Genomic DNA, 18,361 nt, shown 5'->3' on the forward strand with positions numbered 1-18,361 from the left:
ACATTTATGAACGCTGATTGTTTTTACACTTAATTTTAAAATATTTGAAATATTCATGACAGACAATCCAGACATCATCATCACCAGCACCTTACCTTCCATTTTGGTAATATTATAATCATAAGGTGTGTCATTGCTGGCGATGTGTTGGAGCTGGATAAACTTTTCTAACGCACTCACGACGCATGTTATGCTTTTCTTTTTCTCGATAAACTTGAATTTCTTCTTAAAAAAAAGCTCAAGCATCAACATATCCACCGAGGAAGAGATAATCAGTATTCTTTCTGGGTCAATGATATGTTCGTTTTCTTTTAAAAAGTCATAACATTTTTGGAAACCACTTCCGGATGGATCTATAATTAGATAATCCTTAGTTGATATATTTACTCCGTCGTTCTGATTAAAAGGAATAACACCGTTAATGTACGGCAGTTTTTTAGAGATAATTTCTTTCAACGTCAATTTAGTAAATTGACACTCGCTCCAGATTATTATCCGAGGCATGAGGCCGCCTAAATAGTATGTTTAAAAACACTCTTCCCCCTGTGTACCGGAAGAAACAGAGCCCTTCCCGACCTAACGTTAAGTCCTGCAGTAAGCTACCAATGTCTACTTCATGTTTATTCCTTTATCTTTATGGTATGTAGAATAGTCTCCAGCCCAAACTCTTCAAATCGTTTTTGTCGCTTGTAAAACACGTTAGTGATAGGTTACAGCAATCAATATTCTTAATTTTATCGTCACAGCCCTCCCCTAAGTTAGGAGTAGTCTTAAAGGCTTTGCTACTTTTTAGTCAAAACGTGCAGCATTCTGTTCAAAAATGATAAATAAGCCAATTGATCTAGGAGTTTTCCTAAACATAATAAACGACATTTCACCGCCAAAGCATTTCAGATTAAAAGACTGAAAATGATAAATTACTCAGAATAAAAAACCAAAAAAATAAGCATTTAAGTTTTAATATTTAAAACTTATGACGGTTATCTCAATCTGAAAATTCGATATCTACACTTTCTTGTGATAAATCAACCAGAATTTCGATAAATGCAAACTGAACGACCACACATTTAACAACACAATAACATGCTCTGACATCAAGCCTGAGTCTTAAAAGGTCGGTAAACCTAGAATACATGATGATTTTCATCACCATAAGGTCTTAATATTTGTCACATAGCGTTATCAATGATGGCGAATAGTCTTAGCGTTTACATTGATTACCCCCACTCAAAGAGGTAGCTGCAGTGTTCAGATAAACCGCGAGCTCGTAAACGTGGTTGTTACCCCCTGCCAACTGGACGACGATCGTGCTTTTAAGCTAAGGTTTTCAAGAGCAATAATGTTTGGAAAAGGAGAAAATCCGAGATGGAGAAGGACGTGGGAACACAGTATGAAAGAAGGTTTATAAATCAGCATGCCCTTTTAAAGGCGTCGATGATTGTCATATTACTGGCCTTATTAATAGCGATAAGCGGCTGCGGCGATAAAGAACCGGCCCAGCGTAAAGCCTTTATTGAATTTATTCAGACACGCTTATTAGCCACCCAAACTTTAGCCGTCCCACAGCTGTCTGAAGAACAGATAAAATCCTTTGGCGAATACAGTAATGACTATGCGGTGATTACCGATTTCCACCAGCAAATGGATACCGAACTCAATGCGTCATTGGCACCCGTATTTAGCAGTATGAATTCAGTGACGTCGGTTAATGCACTGCTGGAACAGCGAGACAGGTTACAAGAGATGGCGAATAACAGCGCCCATTTGGCAGAAAAGATTGATGCAATAAAATTACAGGCCGATGCGCGGCACGATGCCTTAAAGCAGCCTCAGGACCTTAAAGAAGTGTATGACCAGGCCTATAACAAAGTCGTTTCAAAACCAGCGGCATTGGCTGAACAGGTGTTCACTCTACTGCCTCAGGTGTTAAAACAAATTGTTGTTAAGGCCGATTTCATTAAAAGTCAGGGTGAAAATGTGACGATTTCGGGCAGTACTTTGCAGTTCGCCACCCAGTCTCAATTGGATAAATACAACGCTATCCAGAAAAAACTGGTTCCGCTCAATGCACAACTGATGGAACTCAGCAGGCAAATGCAGCAAATGGTGCACTAAATTCTGCGCAGGCCTTTTATCAATGGCACATATGCTGTGTGGAATGGCCGTTTTCTGCACGGCGCCAGTCACCCGGAGTTTGGCCAAACTGGCGTTTAAAGCTGCGGGTGAAAGACTGCTGGGAATCAAAGCCCAGAGAGATTGCCACGCTGACAATGGTTTCGCCGCTGCTGGCTAACATGTCGGCAGACTTTTTCATTTTCTCTGCACGAATGTATTCGCCCATCGGCAAGCCGGTGTGCTCTTTGAACATTCTCTGCAAATGCCAACGTGAATAGCCGGCACGCTCGGCCACGGTTTTAATATCCAGTCTTTCTTCAAGATTATTGTCGATCCAGTCGATCAGGTCGTGAATAAAATCTTCGGTTTTCATCTCCGCTCTCCCGCTATGTTTTTTGCCCTCACCAAGAGAGCCTTGTTAAAGGCTGACGCAGTTTTGGTTAAAATGCAAGTTTTACTATTGCATTTTAAACTTTACACGACAATTGTTACTGCCTTTCACAAAAGGGCTTTTCAGATAGCACATAAAGTGCAACAATAATTCTTGCAGTTTGTCAGCCAGCTCCCTACAATCCCTCCTAGTTAATGTATCAGTTATTGATACCTTATCATATCTACGATCGACACAAACTCATAAAATCCTATCAGGCAAGGGACGTTACTCCGGTGGACAGGACCGGCGGTACTGGCTGATGGCGCTTGTTCACCAGAAATAGACACTGGAAATAAAAATAATGATCAGCCTGCAAAATTTTTCCGTGATGCCAAGCGCACGTCGCTCTGGCACGTATCTTCTCCCTCGTCTCTCAGGGATAGCGCTGTTCGTCACACTTCTTTCGGGATGTGATAACAGCGTGGCACAGCGTTCTGCGCCACCCGCTCCGGCGGTTAGTGCAGCCACTGTTGTTATTAAGCCTATCACCCAATGGGACGAATTTACTGGCCGTATCGAAGCGGTGCAAAGCGTTCAGTTGCGTCCGCGAGTCTCGGGTTATATCGACAAGGTGAACTACCAGGAAGGCGATGAGGTTAAAAAAGGTCAGGTGCTGTTCACCATTGACGACCGAACTTACCGCGCCGCGCAGGAACAAGCACAGGCACAGCTGGTTAGAGCCAAGAATCAAGCCAGCCTCGCCCGCAGCGAGTCTGCACGTACGGAAAAACTGGTTGCCTCAGAAGCTATTTCAAAAGAGCTGTGGGAGCAACGCCGCTCTGCGGCCGCACAGGCACAGTCTGACGTGTTGGCTGCGCAGGCCCAGCTTGATATGGCCCAGCTTAATCTCGACTTCACCCGCGTTATCGCCCCGATTGACGGCAAAGCCAGCCGGGCAATGATAACCGCAGGCAATCTGGTTAGCGCCGGGGACAGCGCCAGCGTACTGACCACGTTAGTGTCGCTCGATAAAGTCTATGTCTATTTCGACGTCGATGAGAGCACCTACCTGCGCTATCAGGCCATTGCACGCGATGCCAAATATAAAAATGCCGCACTGCCGGTGCATGTCGCGCTGGTTGGCGAAACGGGTTATCCACATCAGGGCCTGCTCGACTTCACCGACAACCAACTTACCGCCAGCACCGGCACTATTCGTATGCGCGCCGTACTCGACAACAGCGACCGCAGCTTTACACCAGGCCTGTTTGCCCGCATTCAAATGCCGGGCACGCCAATGTTTGACGCGATGCTGATTGACGATAAGGCCGTATTGACCGACCAAGACCGTAAATATGTGTACGTGGTTGATGCCGCAGGTAAAGCTGAGCGTCGTGATATTCAGATTGGTGCCATGGCCGGTGGATTACGCATCGTGCAGCAAGGCCTGAAAGCGGGAGATCGCGTAGTGATCGACGGCGTGCAGAAAGTATTTATGCCGGGGATGCCCGTCAACGCCAAGAGTGTCGAGATGGCTGCCAACGTTACGTCGGCTACCCGCCAAGCACAATAACAGAGAACCTGACCCATGGACTTTTCCCGCTTTTTTATCGACCGGCCGATTTTTGCGGCGGTGCTGTCGATACTGATTTTGGTCACCGGCGCTATCGCAATACCGCTATTGCCGGTGAGCGAATATCCCGACGTTGTGCCACCGAGCGTGCAGGTGCGCGCCGAATATCCCGGTGCCAACCCGAAAGAGATTGCTGAAACCGTTGCTACCCCTTTGGAAGAGGCGATCAACGGTGTTGAAAACATGATGTACATGAAGTCAGTAGCCGGTTCTGACGGCGTGCTGGTCACGACGGTCACCTTCCGTCCGGGAACCGATCCGGATCAGGCGCAGGTTCAGGTGCAAAACCGTGTTGCGCAGGCGGCGGCTCGCCTGCCTGAAGACGTGCAGCGCCAAGGTGTGACTACACAGAAACAGTCACCCACGATGACATTAGTTGTGCATCTGTACTCCCCTTCCGGTAAGTACGATTCACTCTATCTTCGCAACTATGCCACCCTCAAGGTCAAGGACGAGCTGGCACGCTTACCCGGGGTAGGACAGGTACAAATTTTTGGTGCCGGTGAATACGCGATGCGTGTTTGGCTGGACCCTAATAAAGTCGCAGCGCGGGGATTAACAGCCTCCGACGTGGTTACCGCCATGCGTGAGCAAAACGTACAGGTTTCTGCCGGTCAGTTGGGCGCAGAACCCATGCCGAAAGAGAGCGATTATCTCCTGTCTATCAATGCGCAGGGTCGTCTGAAAGATGAGACCGAATTCGGCAACATCATTCTAAAAACCAGCGAAGATGGCTCGACTGTGCGCCTGCGCGACGTCGCTCGTATTGAAATGGGGTCGGGCAGCTATGCCCTGCGCTCGCAACTCAATAATAAAGACGCGGTAGGTATCGGCATCTTCCAGGCGCCGGGTGCCAATGCCATTGACCTGTCGAACGCCGTGCGTGCCAAAATGGCCGAGTTGGCTACCCGTTTCCCCGACGGGCTGACCTGGCGTGCGCCGTATGACCCAACGGTGTTTGTGCGTGACTCGATAAGCGCCGTGGTTCATACCCTGCTTGAAGCCGTGGTGTTGGTGGTGCTGGTGGTTATCCTGTTCCTGCAAACATGGCGCGCATCGATTATCCCGCTGCTGGCGGTGCCAATTTCGGTTATCGGTACCTTCAGCATTCTCTATCTGCTGGGCTTTTCGCTCAATACGTTGAGCCTTTTTGGGCTGGTGTTAGCCATCGGCATTGTGGTGGATGATGCCATCGTGGTAGTGGAGAACGTCGAGCGTAATATAGAGGAAGGGCTAGCGCCGAGAGACGCTGCACATCAGGCGATGCGTGAAGTTTCGGGTCCGATTGTCGCCATCGCGTTGGTACTCTGCGCCGTGTTCGTGCCGATGGCCTTCCTGTCTGGCGTAACCGGTCAGTTCTACAAGCAGTTTGCGGTGACTATCGCTATTTCAACGGTAATTTCGGCGATTAACTCGCTGACGTTGTCACCGGCGCTGGCCGCTATTTTACTGAAGTCTCACGGTGCGCCAAAAGACATGCCATCGCGTTTAATCGACCGACTGTTTGGCTGGCTTTTCCGACCGTTTAACCGCTTTTTCAACGCCAGTTCACACGGTTATCAGAATGCAGTATCTAAAACGCTGAGCCGCCGAGGCGCTGTATTTGTGGTCTATATTCTGCTGCTAGGCGCAGCCGCCTTTATGTTTAAAGCCGTGCCGGGCGGATTTATTCCAACTCAGGATAAACTGTACTTAATTGCCGGCGTGAAAATGCCTGAAGGTTCTTCACTGTCTCGTACTGATGCCGTGGTGCGTAAAATCAGTGCGTTGGGTCTGCAAACGGACGGCGTAATCGACGCGGTAGCCTTCCCAGGGCTTAACGCCCTGCAATTTACCAACACGCCAAACACCGGCACGGTATTCTTTGCCCTGAAACCGTTGAGCGAACGTACCCGCACTGCGGCGCAAATTAATGCCGAAATAAATGCCAAGATTTCGCAGATTCAGGAAGGCTTTGCGTTCTCTATCATGCCGCCGCCGATCCTCGGCCTCGGTCAAGGTTCGGGCTATTCGCTTTATATTCAGGACCGAGCCGGTCTGGGCTATGGCGCACTACAGTCTGCGGTGAATACGATGTCGGGTGCCATCATGCAGACTCCGGGTATGGGATTCCCTATTTCGTCCTATCAGGCCAATGTGCCGCAGCTTGAAGCAAAAATTGACCGCGAAAAAGCCAAAGCGCAGGGTGTTTCGCTTGATGATCTGTTCAGTACGTTGCAAACCTATCTTGGCTCGTCATACATCAATGATTTCAACCGTTTTGGCCGCACCTGGAAGGTGATGGCGCAGGCCGACGGGCAGTTCCGCGACAGCGTAGAAGACATTGGCAATTTACGCACCCGCAACAATAAAGGTGAGATGGTGCCTATCGGCAGCATGGTGAACATCACCACCACCTACGGGCCGGACCCGGTTATTCGCTACAACGGATACCCAGCGGCAGACCTGATTGGTGATGCCGATCCTCGCGTACTTTCTTCATCGCAGGCGATGACCGAAGTGGCCGCAATGTCGAAAAATCTGTTGCCTAACGGCATGAACATCGAGTGGACCGACCTGAGTTATCAGCAGTCAACGCAGGGCAATGCGGCGCTTATCGTCTTCCCGATGTCCGTGCTGCTGGCGTTCCTGGTGCTTGCCGCCCTGTATGAAAGCTGGACGCTGCCGCTGGCGGTGATTCTGATTGTCCCCATGACCATGCTGTCGGCCCTGTTCGGCGTCTGGCTTACCGGCGGGGACAACAATGTGTTTGTACAGGTTGGACTGGTAGTACTGATGGGACTGGCATGTAAAAACGCTATCCTGATCGTCGAGTTCGCGCGTGAACTTGAGCTGCAGGGCAAAGGTATTGTTGAAGCCGCGCTGGAAGCCTGCCGGCTGCGTTTACGCCCGATAGTCATGACGTCTATTGCCTTTATCGCAGGAACTATTCCACTGATTATGGGCCACGGTGCCGGTTCAGAAGTGCGTGGCGTAACCGGGATTACTGTCTTCTCGGGCATGCTGGGGGTCACACTTTTCGGTCTGTTCCTGACGCCAGTATTCTACGTCGCATTGAGAAAGCTGGTGAGCAAGAAGAGTGAGTCCAAAACGGAGAGCGTAACGGTAAACTAACTCGCCACGCTATGTAAGAAACGTCACCAAAACGAACAAGGGGACTCGCCGCAAGACGAGTCCCCTTTTTTAAATAAATATAATGGTAATAACGTTAAGTTTTAATAAGTTAAGATTTTAATAAACATACTGGCCGAGAAGGCTATTTGTTAATTGCCAGCTCGGCACCGGTGCAGTTGTAACTGCCGTTGCGTTCAAACTCAGCCAGCGCATCCGCTACCGTGTAGCGAGCAAGTACGGCCATTGAGGCTTCTTCGGCCTCACACACTACAGATTTGAAGTATCCGCAGGCGTTGGCGCTCACCAAGCATTTAGCCTTGCCTTCCGGCCTGGCGGCCCACAGTCGCTTGTCTTCGATAACGCCGGTGTAAATATCACGCAGCGTAATGGTGTCGGCCATGCGACCCAGACGAATAGAGCCGGTGCGGCCCAGCGTCGAGACGATAATTCCATGATGCGTTAGCGGCACCATCAGTTTACGAATAAAGCTCGGATTAGCTTCCAGTCCCGCTGCCAGAGTCGCACTGGTACAGCGCTGACCTGACTTTTCAGCCAGTGCCACACTAAAAACCATCTGCATTGCTGTTGGAAAGCGAAAATCTAACATGTCGTTATCCTGGGAAAGCGGGATTAAAAATACACTCTTGCGCCCTAAAAAAAATTCGCTGGCGAAGTGCTCAATAATATAACAAATACTGGAGTATTTTTGAAGTTGGAGGGCACATAAAGGCCTATCGCGGCGACGAAAAATGTAAAAAAAAAGAGGGCTTCACGCGGGAAGCCCTCTTTGCTTTTACTTAGCCCGGAACAATATCCGGCTGCATATCTGAGAGTTAAGCGCTCAGCCAGCCGAGCTTAATGACGAACAGAATCGACAAGATAACCAGCGCCGCATTTAGCTCACGACCGCGGCCACTCAGCAGTTTCACCAGAGTCCAGGTGATAAAGCCAAACGCGATGCCGTTGGCGATGGAGTAAGTCAGCGGCATGGTCAGCGCGGTAACGGTGACAGGCGCAGCAACAGTGATGTCTTTCCAGTCAATTTCGGCCAAGCCTGAGGTCATCAACACCGCAATGAACAGCAGCGCGGGGGCAGTGGCGAATGCCGGAATGCTGCCTGCCAACGGCGCAAAGAACAGGCTCAGCAGGAACAAAATTGCCACCACAATCGCGGTTAAGCCCGTACGACCACCGGCCCCTACGCCAGCCGCAGACTCGATGTAACTGGTCGTGGTTGAGGTACCCAGCAGCGAACCAAACAGGGCCGCGGCGCTGTCGGCAACCAAGGCACGGCCCATTTTCGGAATGTTACCATCTTCGTCTGCCAGACCCGCGCGTTTGGTTACGCCAATTAGGGTACCGGAGTTGTCGAACACGTCAACGAACAGGAAAGCAAACACGACGCTAATCAGACCAACGTTAAATGCGCCCTTAATGTCGAGCTGCATGAAGGTCGGCGCGATTGAAGGCGGCATCGACATAATGCCACCAAATGGCGTGAAGCCCAGCGCGATCGCGAGAATAGTCACGGCCAAAATACCAATCAGCACTGCCCCGGTCACTTTACGCGCTTCCAGAACCACGATAATCACGAAGCCCAGCATAGCAAACAGCGGCGCTGGCTTAGTCAAATCACCCAGACCCACCAGCGTTGCCGGGTTGGCAACCACAATGCCCGAGCCTTCAAGTGCGATAATCGCCAGGAATAAACCAATACCGGCGGCAATGGCCGAACGCAGCGGCATAGGAATACTGCGAATAATCCATTCACGAATTTTGAAAATAGACAGCGCGAAGAAAATACAGGCGGAGAGGAAAACGGCACCCAAGGCTATTTGCCAGGTGTAACCCATGTGCAGCACAACGGTATAGGTGAAGAAGGCGTTCAGGCCCATGCCTGGGGCCAGTGCTATTGGGTAGTTTGCAATGAAACCCATCAGTGCGGAACCGATTGCGGCAGCCAGACAGGTTGCAACAAACACGGCACCTTTATCCATCCCGGTCGCGCCAAGGATTGAAGGGTTTACAAACAGGATATATGCCATGGCTAAAAAGGTGGTCAAGCCTGCCAATATCTCGGTACGTACGTTAGTACGGTGAGCTTTGAGTTTAAAAATTTTCTCTAACATTCGATGTCTCTCGGTCGCGTTGTATGAACTACACGCTTGTTATAGGTTTTGTTTTTCAAAACACTTCCGCGGGCCGAGAGTCGACATGCCATAGATTCGTCCGACTCAAAAATAAAGACACACGGAAATTACTGCGTGTTTTGACGAACCCTGTCATCACTGTCTGTTTAATTATCAGCGCAAACGTTTATTTTCCAACCGATTTGGATAAAAAACGTCTGATGTCGCTGTTTTATAAAGAACCATCGACCAATCTAGGAAAAATAGGTGATGCAGTCCATAATAGATATCTCACTAATTCACTGCAAAAATTAGTACACCCCTTATGTCGCCATTTTCTCGCTTTTCACAATACTTTGTTGAGGTCGCCCGAACAGGGAGTTTGCGTAAAGCCGCAGAAACGCTACACGTTTCGGCCTCCGCAATTAACCGACAAATTCTGCAGGCCGAACAAACCATGGAAACGCCGTTATTCGAGCGTTTGCCTACCGGTTTAAAACTGACGTCGGCCGGTGAGGTGCTGTTTGATGATATTAAGCGCTGGCGCAAGGAGTTTGCCCGCACCCGCGAAAGATTTGATGAAATGCAGGGATTACGACGCGGTCACGTCAGTATTTCGATGATAGCAGCCTTAAGTGAAGGCATCATGGCGCAGCTGATTGCGGATGTAGGCAAAGAATATCCGTATCTGACCTTTACTATTCGTATTGAAGAGAGCCGTAACATTAGCGAACACGTCAGTTCGGCTGAGGTGGATTTTGGCCTGCTGCTTGACCCAGTCGAGCACACCGGTCTCGAAGTCCGCGCCTTCGCAGAGCTGCCGATTGGCATTGCGATGCCAAAAGAACACCCACTGGCGCATAAAAAAGTGCTGTCTTTTAGTGATATCACCGAGTACCGGCAAATTATTCCGTCTGAGCCGCTGATGGTCAATGCGCGCGCCAAGCTGTTGTACAACCGCTATCAGCTGCACGAGACGCCGTCGATCGTTTGTAATGATGTCAGAATGATGCGCGAATTAATCCGCAAAGGTGCCGGTGTAGGGGTTCTGAGCCTGCTCGACGTTATTCCGGATTTACATGAAAATCGACTGGCATTTGTGCCGCTTCAGGGCCACAGCGTTAAGCCGCTGACCCTGGCACTGTGCGTCGCGCCACGTCGCCAGCTCTCACGAGCGGCACAAATCGTTATCCAGAAAATGATTGTGATGATGGAGCAGATTGCGCTTTAAATGCTTGCGGTTAATCGTCGTCTTTTTTGCGCAGGGCAAACCAGCCGGCAATAACGGTGAAGACCACGACCACCAATACCAGCAGCATGAAGCCGTGCGGGTTGGAGGCCAGCGGGATCCCCCCGACGTTCATACCAAAAAATCCGGCGATAATATTAATCGGCAGTGCCAGCACGGTGATGACGGTCAACACGTAGAGCGTACGGTTGTTCTGCTCCATTTGGCTTGAGGAAATCTCCTCCTGCAGCAGCCGGATGCGTTCGGTCAGCCCCACTAAATCGTTTAACACCACAGTAAATTCTTCGGCAAACTGCCGTAAATCCGCCACCACTTCGGCACTCAGCCAGCGCGGCGGACGATTCATCAGTCGAAACAATGCCGCCGGTTCCGGTGCCAACAATCGCTGAAAGCGCAGTAACTGCCTGCGCATTCGCCCGAGTCGGGTGCGGTTTTTCTTTACATGCCCACTCAGCAATCGCTCTTCAACCTGATCGACATACTGGTTAGCCTGACGAACAATCTGTTCCAGCACCTCTTCCTGCTCTTCAAGCAAATGCACTAACAGCGCCGAAGGGGAGCTTGGCGAGAGATGTTCAAGTTTGCGAAAAAGTCGTTCAATCAGCCGTAAGGGCTTATGCCGCGCCGTAATCACCAGACCGGTGCAACAGTAGAGCCACAGCGTTGCCGTCTCTTCACCCGAACTGTCGGGTTGAAAATTAGCATCGTTAAGTACCGCAAACAGCACATTGTCCTGGCTTTCAATGCGCGTGCTGTGCGATCCGTTGCGGATCTCGTCAAAGAAAAAACTCTCTATAGAGAACTGCTTTTTAAGCCATTTTTCCGCGGCTGCATGATTAAGGTTGATGTGCAGCCAGGTAAATCCGCTGGCATTTTTATGCTGGTGATATTCGTCCAGTATTTGCCCAGACGTTACCCGACGCGGGGGCCTATTCTCATCAAACACGAAGCCATATATCAGCCCTGTGACTTCATCGTTAAAGTCTATTTTCTGCGTTTTATCTTCCAGCATACTTTATCTATATCGACCGGGAACATTGTCTCATTACGCCAGTTGCAAGAATAAAATCAACTTATTTCATTGGCCGTCGTTAATAAAATTATCAATAGTAAACAGACGTTTAACTGTCATTTTTCTGCAATAAAAATGACACATTAGATACGAATAATCTTACTGGAATTAATTGACCTGCGGCATGACTTTGAGGGAAAGCGTTATGGCTATGCATGAGAATGGTTCAGCGGGTGAATTCACCTTTAACCAACGCTTATTACAAGAATTTTACGACAGCTACGACGAAGAGCTTGAAATGGAGCTAGACGATCGCCGCCTTGGTGACGGCGAGCCTGACTCGGATGACCAAAAAGCCTGGCGCAAACAGTACTTCCGCGAACTGCTGCGCATGCAGGGCGAGCTGGTAAAATTACAAGACTGGGTGATGCGCACCGGGCACCGCGTGGTGATCATTTTTGAAGGCCGCGACGCCGCAGGTAAAGGTGGAGTGATTAAACGCATTACTCAGCGCCTCAACCCTCGAACCTGCCGCGTAGCCGCCCTGCCTGCACCTAACGATCGTGAACGCACTCAGTGGTACTTCCAGCGCTATATCGCCCACTTGCCTGCCGCGGGTGAAATGGTGCTGTTCGACCGCAGCTGGTACAACCGCGCTGGCGTTGAAAAGGTGATGGGTTTTTGCAGCGATCATGAATATGAAGAGTTCTTTCGCAGCGTGCCAGAATTTGAAAAAATGCTGACCCGCAGCGGCATCCAGATTATTAAATACTGGTTTTCTATTACCGATGAAGAGCAGGAACTGCGCTTTTTGAGCCGCATTCATGACCCGCTAAAACAGTGGAAACTCAGCCCGATGGACCTTGAAAGCCGCCGTCGCTGGGAAAATTACACCGCGGCCAAAGAAGTGATGCTTAAACGCACGCACATTGCTGAAGCACCATGGTGGATAGTTCAGGGCGTTGACAAGAAGAAGGCGCGTTTAAACTGTATCAACCATCTGCTACAGCAGGTGCCCTACGAAGAGATAGAATCACCGCCAATCACGCTGCCCAAACGTAACTATAGCGATGATTACAAGCGCACGCTGCTGCCCGAGACGATGATCGTCCCCGATTTGTACGACTGATCTGCGCAGCTTCATTCCGATCCCGCGAGACACAGCGGGATCGAGAATTATTCTCCCAACACCTTCTTTTCGGTAAGAAAATCAATAAATACGCGAATTTTTGGCAATAAATGACGGCTGCTGGGCCAAACCATCGAAAATTTCCCTGCGTCACTTAAGCAGTCTTCAAGCACAGAAATTAACTCGCCGGACGCCAGATACTCTCGCACAATAAACTGCGGCACGTAGGTTAGGCCGACCCCGCGCAGTGAGGCCTGCAGCAGCCCTTCGAGGTTATTGAAGGACAGCGGTACGGGGAGAGTTATGTGATAGTCCTCGTTAAAATCCCAGCTCTGAAACTGGCCATTTTTAGGAAAGCGATAACGCAGGCACAGGTGCTGCAGCAAGTCCTGTGGGTGCTGCGGCTGTGGATGACGAGCAAAATAGCCCGGACTGCCAACGATGACAAAGCGAAACGGTCCCAGCGTGCGCGACATCATCTCGGAATCCGTTAATTCACCGCTGCGCACCGCAACATCCACCCCTTCGGCAATGATATCGACCATCCGATCGCTGAAATCCAGTTCCAGCTCAATTTCAGGATAACGTTGCATAAATTCGGCAAGATAAGGCAGCAGTATGCGATAGCCAATCGCCGGTAAACTGACCCGCAGCTTACCGCGCGGCAGGGAGGAAAGCCTGGAAAGCTCATGCTCGGCCTCTTCAATTTGCGACACAATAGCCTGACAGCGCTCGAAGAAAAGCTGGCCTTCATCGGTGAGGCTGATGCGACGGGTGCTACGATTAAACAGCCTGACGTTGAGCCTTGTCTCCAGGCGAGCCACGCTTTTTCCCACCGCAGAAGCCGAAATCCCGAGTCGTTCCCCCGCGGCGGTAAAGCTTTGAAACTGGGCGGCGCGCACGAACGCCAGCATGCCATTGATGTTATCCATTCTCTCAGCCATAACCTTATTAGAGCGCTTTTGTCCTTAATCATCGGACATAAAGCCTGTTTCCGTCAAATTACGGACATTTTATCATCATGAGACCGAAATAAGTTTTGTCCCCTCAGGAGAAGCCTCATGAGTAATCTTTCTATTACCGCCACGCCGCCGAGTAAAACGCCGGTGCTGGTCGCCATCTGTCTGGCGGCGATTATTCTGCCGTTGAGCTTCGTGAGTGGCTCCATTGCCACACCAGTAATTGGCCGTGAACTGGGCGGCAGCGCGCAGGCGCTCAGCTGGATAACCAATGCGTTTATGCTGAGCTTTGGCTGTTTCTTGATGGCAGCTGGCGCACTGGCCGACGAGATTGGCCGCAAAAAAGTATTTATCGTCGGCGTTTCACTGTTTGCTCTGCTCTCTGGGCTAATAGGCTTTAGCTCTAACCTGCTGTGGATTGACGTGATGCGCGCTGCGCAGGGCGTGGCCGCCGCCGCCGCGCTGGCAGGAGGCTCTGCCTCGTTGGCGCACGAATTTAGCGGCCGAGCGCAAACTCGCGCCTTCAGTCTGCTCGGCAGCAGCTTTGGCATTGGCCTGGCCTTTGGCCCATTTTTAGCCGGATTATTGATCGCGCATTTTGGCTGGCGTTCAGTATTTTTATCCTCAATGGTGATTGCTCTGCTCTCGCTCTCTATCGGCGTGACGCGTCTGAATGAGTCTAAAAATCCGAATGCGGCAGGAATCGACTGGCCCGGCACCCTACTTTTCACCGCCATGCTGGCCTTGCTTACCTGGGGGCTAATGGACATTCCGGTGAAGGGCGTGGCCAGCTTTGAGGTGATCACTCTGCTGCTCGCTACGTTGGTGCTGCTGGTGTTGTTCATCGTGGTTGAAAGGAAAGTCAGCCACCCGATGCTCGATCTTTCGCTTTTCCGCTATGCGCGCTTCATTGGCGTACAGGCACTGCCGCTGGCCACCGCTTTTGGCTTTGTGGTCTTACTGGTGCTGTTACCGATGCAGTTTATCGGCATAGCCGGTATGAGTGAGGAGCAGGCGGGACTAATGATGATGGCGCTTTCGCTGCCGATGCTTGTCGTGCCGCTGCTGGCTGCATTTCTTACCCGCTGGATATCCTCAGGCATTGTTTGCACCGGCGGATTGCTGATTGCCGCCCTCGGTCTCGTCTGGCTAAGTCAGAGCATTGCCAGTCAGAATATGCTGGCGACGCTGCTGCCCATGACGGTGATAGGCATTGGGATTGGGCTTCCGTGGGGATTAATGGACGGGCTGTCGATAAGCGTCGTGCCGAAGGAGCGCGCGGGGATGGCGACCGGTATTTTCAGCACCACCCGCGTTGCCGGTGAAGGCATTGCGCTGGCGATTGTCGGCGCGATGCTGGCAGGGTTTGTCGGTCAGGGGATAGCAAAAATTACGCCCAACAGTGATAGCGCGTCGGCAAGCGTTGCCATACAGCGGCTGGCGATCGGTGATCTGCACCAGACTCAGCGAGTACTGCCGCAGGCCAGCGCCCAACAGCTGACTGAAATCTACGCTGGCGCCTTGCACCACCTGCTGCTTTGGCTTGCCGCGTTGACACTGATTTCAGCAGTGATCGTCTATGTTGCCCTGTGTTTGAAAAAACACATCGCACCGCAGCCGGTTAACGAAGCGCTTTATCAGCAGGATCAATGAAAATAGGCGCTGACCGTTCTGAATAACACACTGCCCAGAAAAACGCCCGCTGCCCCGACGATGCCCACAAGGGTCGGCGGAGCAGGCAACGGCAGTTTTAACCAGGAGAAAAACAGGCCAACCGACAGTCCCGCAATTAATGCATAGAAAATCTGCATGTCACTCTCCCGGTAAAATCTTAAATTTTATCAAGGAATTGATTGAGGATCTTCTGCACAAAGACGCGGGTAGGCTCATCGGTCAACCGCCCTTCACTGACCTTTTGTCCGACGAAAGTAATGGCGACTTCAGGCAAAGGATCGAGTTTGCACAGCATAGACGCCAGTGTTTCGCGCAGCTGATACTGCGCTCTTACGCCACCCAGCGCGCCGGGCGAAAGGGTAACGAACATCACCGGCTTACCGACCATGCTGCTGGTAAAGGCCGGACGCGAAAGCCAGTCAAGGGCATTTTTCAGCACGCCTGGAATACCGTGGTTAAATTCCGGTACAACAATTAACACGGCATCGGCACTGGCAACGAGATCACGCGCCTGATGCACGTCGGTGATACCCACCGGCAAATCGAGATCCTGGTTATAAAAAGGCAGTGCTCCAATCTCCAGACTGGCAAATTCGGCCCCTTTGGGCAGCATTTCAACCAGCGAATTCAATACAATCTTGCTGTAGGAATCGTTACGCAGGCTGCCTGCCATGCCGACAATACGCAGTAATTTAGTCATCATATTTCCTCATTTAAATGGCGCTCAGCTCTCAGTGCGCGGCGAATAAATGGCATTATGACAATATTAATGATAAAAACATTCGCGTAACTGACAATTCGCTTTGAGGTTATGCCATGTCGCTTTTCCCCCCTCTTGAAGCCAGGCGTTTTAGCCATTCTGCCGGTACGCAAGTCGCCGAACATCGTCATCCGCAGGGGCAGCTAACTTTCGTGACGCAGGGAACATCGTCTATAACAACTCGTGACGGATGGTGGCTGGCGCCGCCGGGGCGCGCGGTGTGGGTGACGCCCGACGTCGCGCATACGGCCTCCTACAGCGAACTCTCAAACGTGATCCAGCTGCTGATTGCGCCGCAGCTTTGCTCGACCCTGCCCAAAGCGTGCCTGACGCTGCACGTTTCAGATTTACTGCGCGAACTGGCGATCGAAGCGCTGACCTTTGCCACGCCTGGGCGGAATAATGCCGATATTCCAGCTATCTGCCAGCTTATCGTCCACCAGCTCGGCGCGACGTCTTCGGGCATTTCGCTGTTTATTCCCAAGGGGAAGGATCGCCGCCTGCGCCAGATAACCGGCCTATTGCAGCAGGATCCTGGGAGCCGTTATTCACTTGAACAGGTAGCAGAGATTGCGGCCTGTAGCCCGCGAACGCTGGCGCGTTTGTTTCAGGCAGAAACCGGGATGACGTTTACTCGTTGGCGGGACCATCTACGGGTTGTCTGCGCCGTAGACCGACTGTCGAGAGGACAGAATCTTACGCAGGTGGCGCTGGAGTTAGGCTATCAAAGTGCCAATGCTTTTTCGACCATGTTTACGCGGCTCCTCGGTGAGCCGCCTGGACGTTATATGCGCAGCCTGATGAGGGCCGATTCGGCTGTTAGCGCGGGTCAGAAAGGGATCACAGCGCCTTGAGAATTTTCACCGTGGCGTCGACGTCAATTTCGTCTTCAGAAAAGACATAGCTGGTGTTCTGGAAAGTGGTTACCAGCAGTTTTTTCATGGTGCGCGTCTCGGCTTTCGTCTCTTCGTCTTTCGGCTTGATGCGGTTCATCAACAGGCCAACGGAGAGCACGGCGTTCTCTTTATCGATTTTTGAGTCCGCAGGAACCTCTTCGCTGTAGGCCAAGAAAGACTTGATGCTGGTGATTTTGATGCGCTCGCCGGCAATATGAATATGCTTGCTCTCTGGTGCCACTTTCACCGCAAAAGCCGACAGGCCTTTGTTATTGGTGGTGGGCTCAAAAGTCACCACGGCATCTTTTTTGATCAAATCAGGGTTGGCGACTTTAATCACATGGAAATAACGGTTATCACCGTTTTCATCTTTGATAAAGCCAAAACCTTTATCTTCAAACCAGGTTGTGATTACACCGTTCATCGCTCTTACCGCCTAATAAATTCGTTCAAAAAATGCCTGTTCACGCCCGACGTCTACGCTAAACGTGAGGGTAAATCAGTGAAGTCGCCTAGTTTAATGCACATTGCATGCGAAGTCCTGTGCTTTCCTGTTCTTTATAGCCCCTAAAAGATGCCGTTTAAGAACGTCCTGTAGACGCTTAATGCGCCTTACGAAAAGTCAGATTAAAGCGATATTGGCCGGTTAGCGAATGTTCACCCGCCTTCAGAGGCAAAATACCGTGGTAGCGCAGGCGTGCTGGCCCTCCCCACACCACAATGTCGCCGTGGGTCAAATTGACGCGCTGAGTTTTATCGCTACGCTCCAGCCCGCCAAACTGAAACACGGCGGGCAGCCCGAGGGAAATCGATACAATCGGCTGACCGAAATCCTCTTCGTCTTTATCCTGATGCAGCGACATTTTCGCACCAATCTGATAACGGTTAATCAAGCAGGCATCGGGCATGAAATCACTGAAACCGGCCTCGCGCGCGGCATGTATTGCCAAGGTGCGGAACAAGTCCGGCATCGCAGGCCACTGTCTTAGGGTTTCTGGCGAAGTGGGCTGGTAACGATATCCCTGCTGGTCGGTCACCCACCCCAGATCACCGCAATTGGTCATCGCCACCGACATGGCATAGCCTCCCGGCGTAGCGCGATACTGAAAAGGCACCTGAATGGCGATATTGTCGATGGCCTTAAGCAGTTCACGGCTGTCGGCGAGCGCAGCACCGCGCAGCACTACCGCACCGGGGCACAGTTCCTCACGCCAGCTTGGATGAAAATCTGGGTGATCGAAAAGATCGAGTGTCATGTGTCCTCCAGCCTGTCAAACCAGCGTTAAGTATAACATCTCCAGCCGAGTGCAATAAAAAA

Annotated in this window: 17 protein-coding genes; 7 read left to right on the plus strand and 10 right to left on the minus strand. The window is 51.1% G+C overall.

What is annotated here, in order from left to right:
- Positions 1-456: LuxR C-terminal-related transcriptional regulator (locus BS639_RS20475; RefSeq protein WP_233427730.1), on the minus strand; the 456-nt coding region annotated here is incomplete at its 3' end.
- Between the two features lie 978 nt (positions 457-1,434).
- On the opposite strand from BS639_RS20475, the gene BS639_RS20480 reads away from it, so the two are divergent.
- Entirely contained in the window at positions 1,435-2,115 is a 681-nt protein-coding gene (locus BS639_RS20480) for a DUF3053 domain-containing protein (protein WP_084984188.1), read from the plus strand.
- 19 nt (positions 2,116-2,134) lie between these two features.
- On the opposite strand, the gene BS639_RS20485 is transcribed toward BS639_RS20480, so the two are convergent.
- Positions 2,135-2,488 (minus strand): helix-turn-helix domain-containing protein, encoded by a 354-nt coding sequence (locus tag BS639_RS20485; protein ID WP_055782885.1) that lies wholly within the window; start codon positions 2,486-2,488, stop codon positions 2,135-2,137.
- A gap of 388 nt (positions 2,489-2,876) precedes the next feature.
- Here BS639_RS20485 and BS639_RS20490 point away from each other — a divergent pair, with 388 nt between their 5' ends.
- Both BS639_RS20490 and BS639_RS20495 read left to right on the plus strand, forming a co-directional pair.
- On the plus strand, positions 2,877-4,061 hold the full coding sequence (locus BS639_RS20490; protein ID WP_228779513.1) for an efflux RND transporter periplasmic adaptor subunit: 1,185 nt from the start codon (positions 2,877-2,879) through the stop codon (positions 4,059-4,061).
- 15 nt (positions 4,062-4,076) lie between these two features.
- Positions 4,077-7,235 (plus strand): efflux RND transporter permease subunit, encoded by a 3,159-nt coding sequence (locus BS639_RS20495; RefSeq protein WP_055782883.1) that lies wholly within the window; start codon positions 4,077-4,079, stop codon positions 7,233-7,235.
- 142 nt (positions 7,236-7,377) lie between these two features.
- Here BS639_RS20495 and BS639_RS20500 read toward each other — a convergent pair whose 3' ends face one another.
- Together BS639_RS20500 and BS639_RS20505 are read right to left on the minus strand one after the other, a co-directional pair.
- A complete protein-coding gene (locus BS639_RS20500) occupies positions 7,378-7,842 on the minus strand; it encodes an RrF2 family transcriptional regulator (RefSeq protein ID WP_055782879.1) in 465 nt (154 codons plus the stop codon).
- Between the two features lie 226 nt (positions 7,843-8,068).
- A complete protein-coding gene (locus tag BS639_RS20505; protein WP_055782876.1) occupies positions 8,069-9,364 on the minus strand; it encodes an NCS2 family permease in 1,296 nt (431 codons plus the stop codon).
- A gap of 325 nt (positions 9,365-9,689) precedes the next feature.
- Between BS639_RS20505 and BS639_RS20510 the strand changes: the two genes are divergently transcribed.
- On the plus strand, positions 9,690-10,595 hold the full coding sequence (locus BS639_RS20510; RefSeq protein ID WP_055782873.1) for a LysR family transcriptional regulator: 906 nt from the start codon (positions 9,690-9,692) through the stop codon (positions 10,593-10,595).
- A gap of 10 nt (positions 10,596-10,605) precedes the next feature.
- On the opposite strand, the gene BS639_RS20515 is transcribed toward BS639_RS20510, so the two are convergent.
- Positions 10,606-11,625, minus strand: a complete 1,020-nt coding sequence (locus tag BS639_RS20515; RefSeq protein ID WP_084984181.1) for a transporter — start codon at positions 11,623-11,625, stop codon at positions 10,606-10,608.
- A gap of 205 nt (positions 11,626-11,830) precedes the next feature.
- Between BS639_RS20515 and ppk2 the strand changes: the two genes are divergently transcribed.
- Positions 11,831-12,754: a polyphosphate kinase 2 gene (ppk2, locus tag BS639_RS20520; RefSeq protein WP_055782868.1), complete on the plus strand. Its 924-nt coding sequence runs from the start codon at positions 11,831-11,833 to the stop codon at positions 12,752-12,754.
- Between the two features lie 47 nt (positions 12,755-12,801).
- Here the strand turns inward: ppk2 and BS639_RS20525 are convergent, their stop codons facing one another.
- Positions 12,802-13,686, minus strand: coding sequence for a LysR family transcriptional regulator (locus tag BS639_RS20525; protein WP_084984182.1), 885 nt, complete (start codon positions 13,684-13,686; stop codon positions 12,802-12,804).
- A gap of 129 nt (positions 13,687-13,815) precedes the next feature.
- Between BS639_RS20525 and BS639_RS20530 the strand changes: the two genes are divergently transcribed.
- Positions 13,816-15,366, plus strand: coding sequence for an MFS transporter (locus BS639_RS20530; RefSeq protein ID WP_139804159.1), 1,551 nt, complete (start codon positions 13,816-13,818; stop codon positions 15,364-15,366).
- Here BS639_RS20530 and BS639_RS20535 read toward each other — a convergent pair.
- Both BS639_RS20535 and BS639_RS20540 read right to left on the minus strand, forming a co-directional pair.
- Positions 15,360-15,524 carry a XapX domain-containing protein gene (locus BS639_RS20535; RefSeq protein WP_055782860.1) on the minus strand — a complete coding sequence of 55 codons (165 nt, stop codon included), beginning with the start codon at positions 15,522-15,524 and terminating at the stop codon, positions 15,360-15,362. The genes BS639_RS20530 and BS639_RS20535 overlap by 7 nt on opposite strands.
- Positions 15,525-15,544: 20 nt before the next feature.
- Positions 15,545-16,090: an NADPH-dependent FMN reductase gene (locus tag BS639_RS20540; RefSeq protein ID WP_228779487.1), complete on the minus strand. Its 546-nt coding sequence runs from the start codon at positions 16,088-16,090 to the stop codon at positions 15,545-15,547.
- 113 nt (positions 16,091-16,203) lie between these two features.
- Between BS639_RS20540 and BS639_RS20545 the strand changes: the two genes are divergently transcribed.
- Positions 16,204-17,001 carry an AraC family transcriptional regulator gene (locus tag BS639_RS20545; RefSeq protein ID WP_084984184.1) on the plus strand — a complete coding sequence of 266 codons (798 nt, stop codon included), beginning with the start codon at positions 16,204-16,206 and terminating at the stop codon, positions 16,999-17,001.
- On the opposite strand, the gene BS639_RS20550 is transcribed toward BS639_RS20545, so the two are convergent.
- Positions 16,988-17,467 (minus strand): cold-shock protein, encoded by a 480-nt coding sequence (locus tag BS639_RS20550; protein ID WP_055782851.1) that lies wholly within the window; start codon positions 17,465-17,467, stop codon positions 16,988-16,990. The genes BS639_RS20545 and BS639_RS20550 overlap by 14 nt on opposite strands.
- A gap of 178 nt (positions 17,468-17,645) precedes the next feature.
- The gene (gene alkB / locus BS639_RS20555; protein WP_084984185.1) at positions 17,646-18,299 is read right to left on the minus strand and encodes a DNA oxidative demethylase AlkB; all 654 of its coding nucleotides are present in this window, start codon (positions 18,297-18,299) and stop codon (positions 17,646-17,648) included.
- Positions 18,300-18,361 lie beyond the last annotated feature (62 nt).

Source organism: Rouxiella silvae, assembly GCF_002093625.1.
Classification (GTDB): Bacteria; Pseudomonadota; Gammaproteobacteria; order Enterobacterales; family Enterobacteriaceae; genus Rouxiella; species Rouxiella silvae.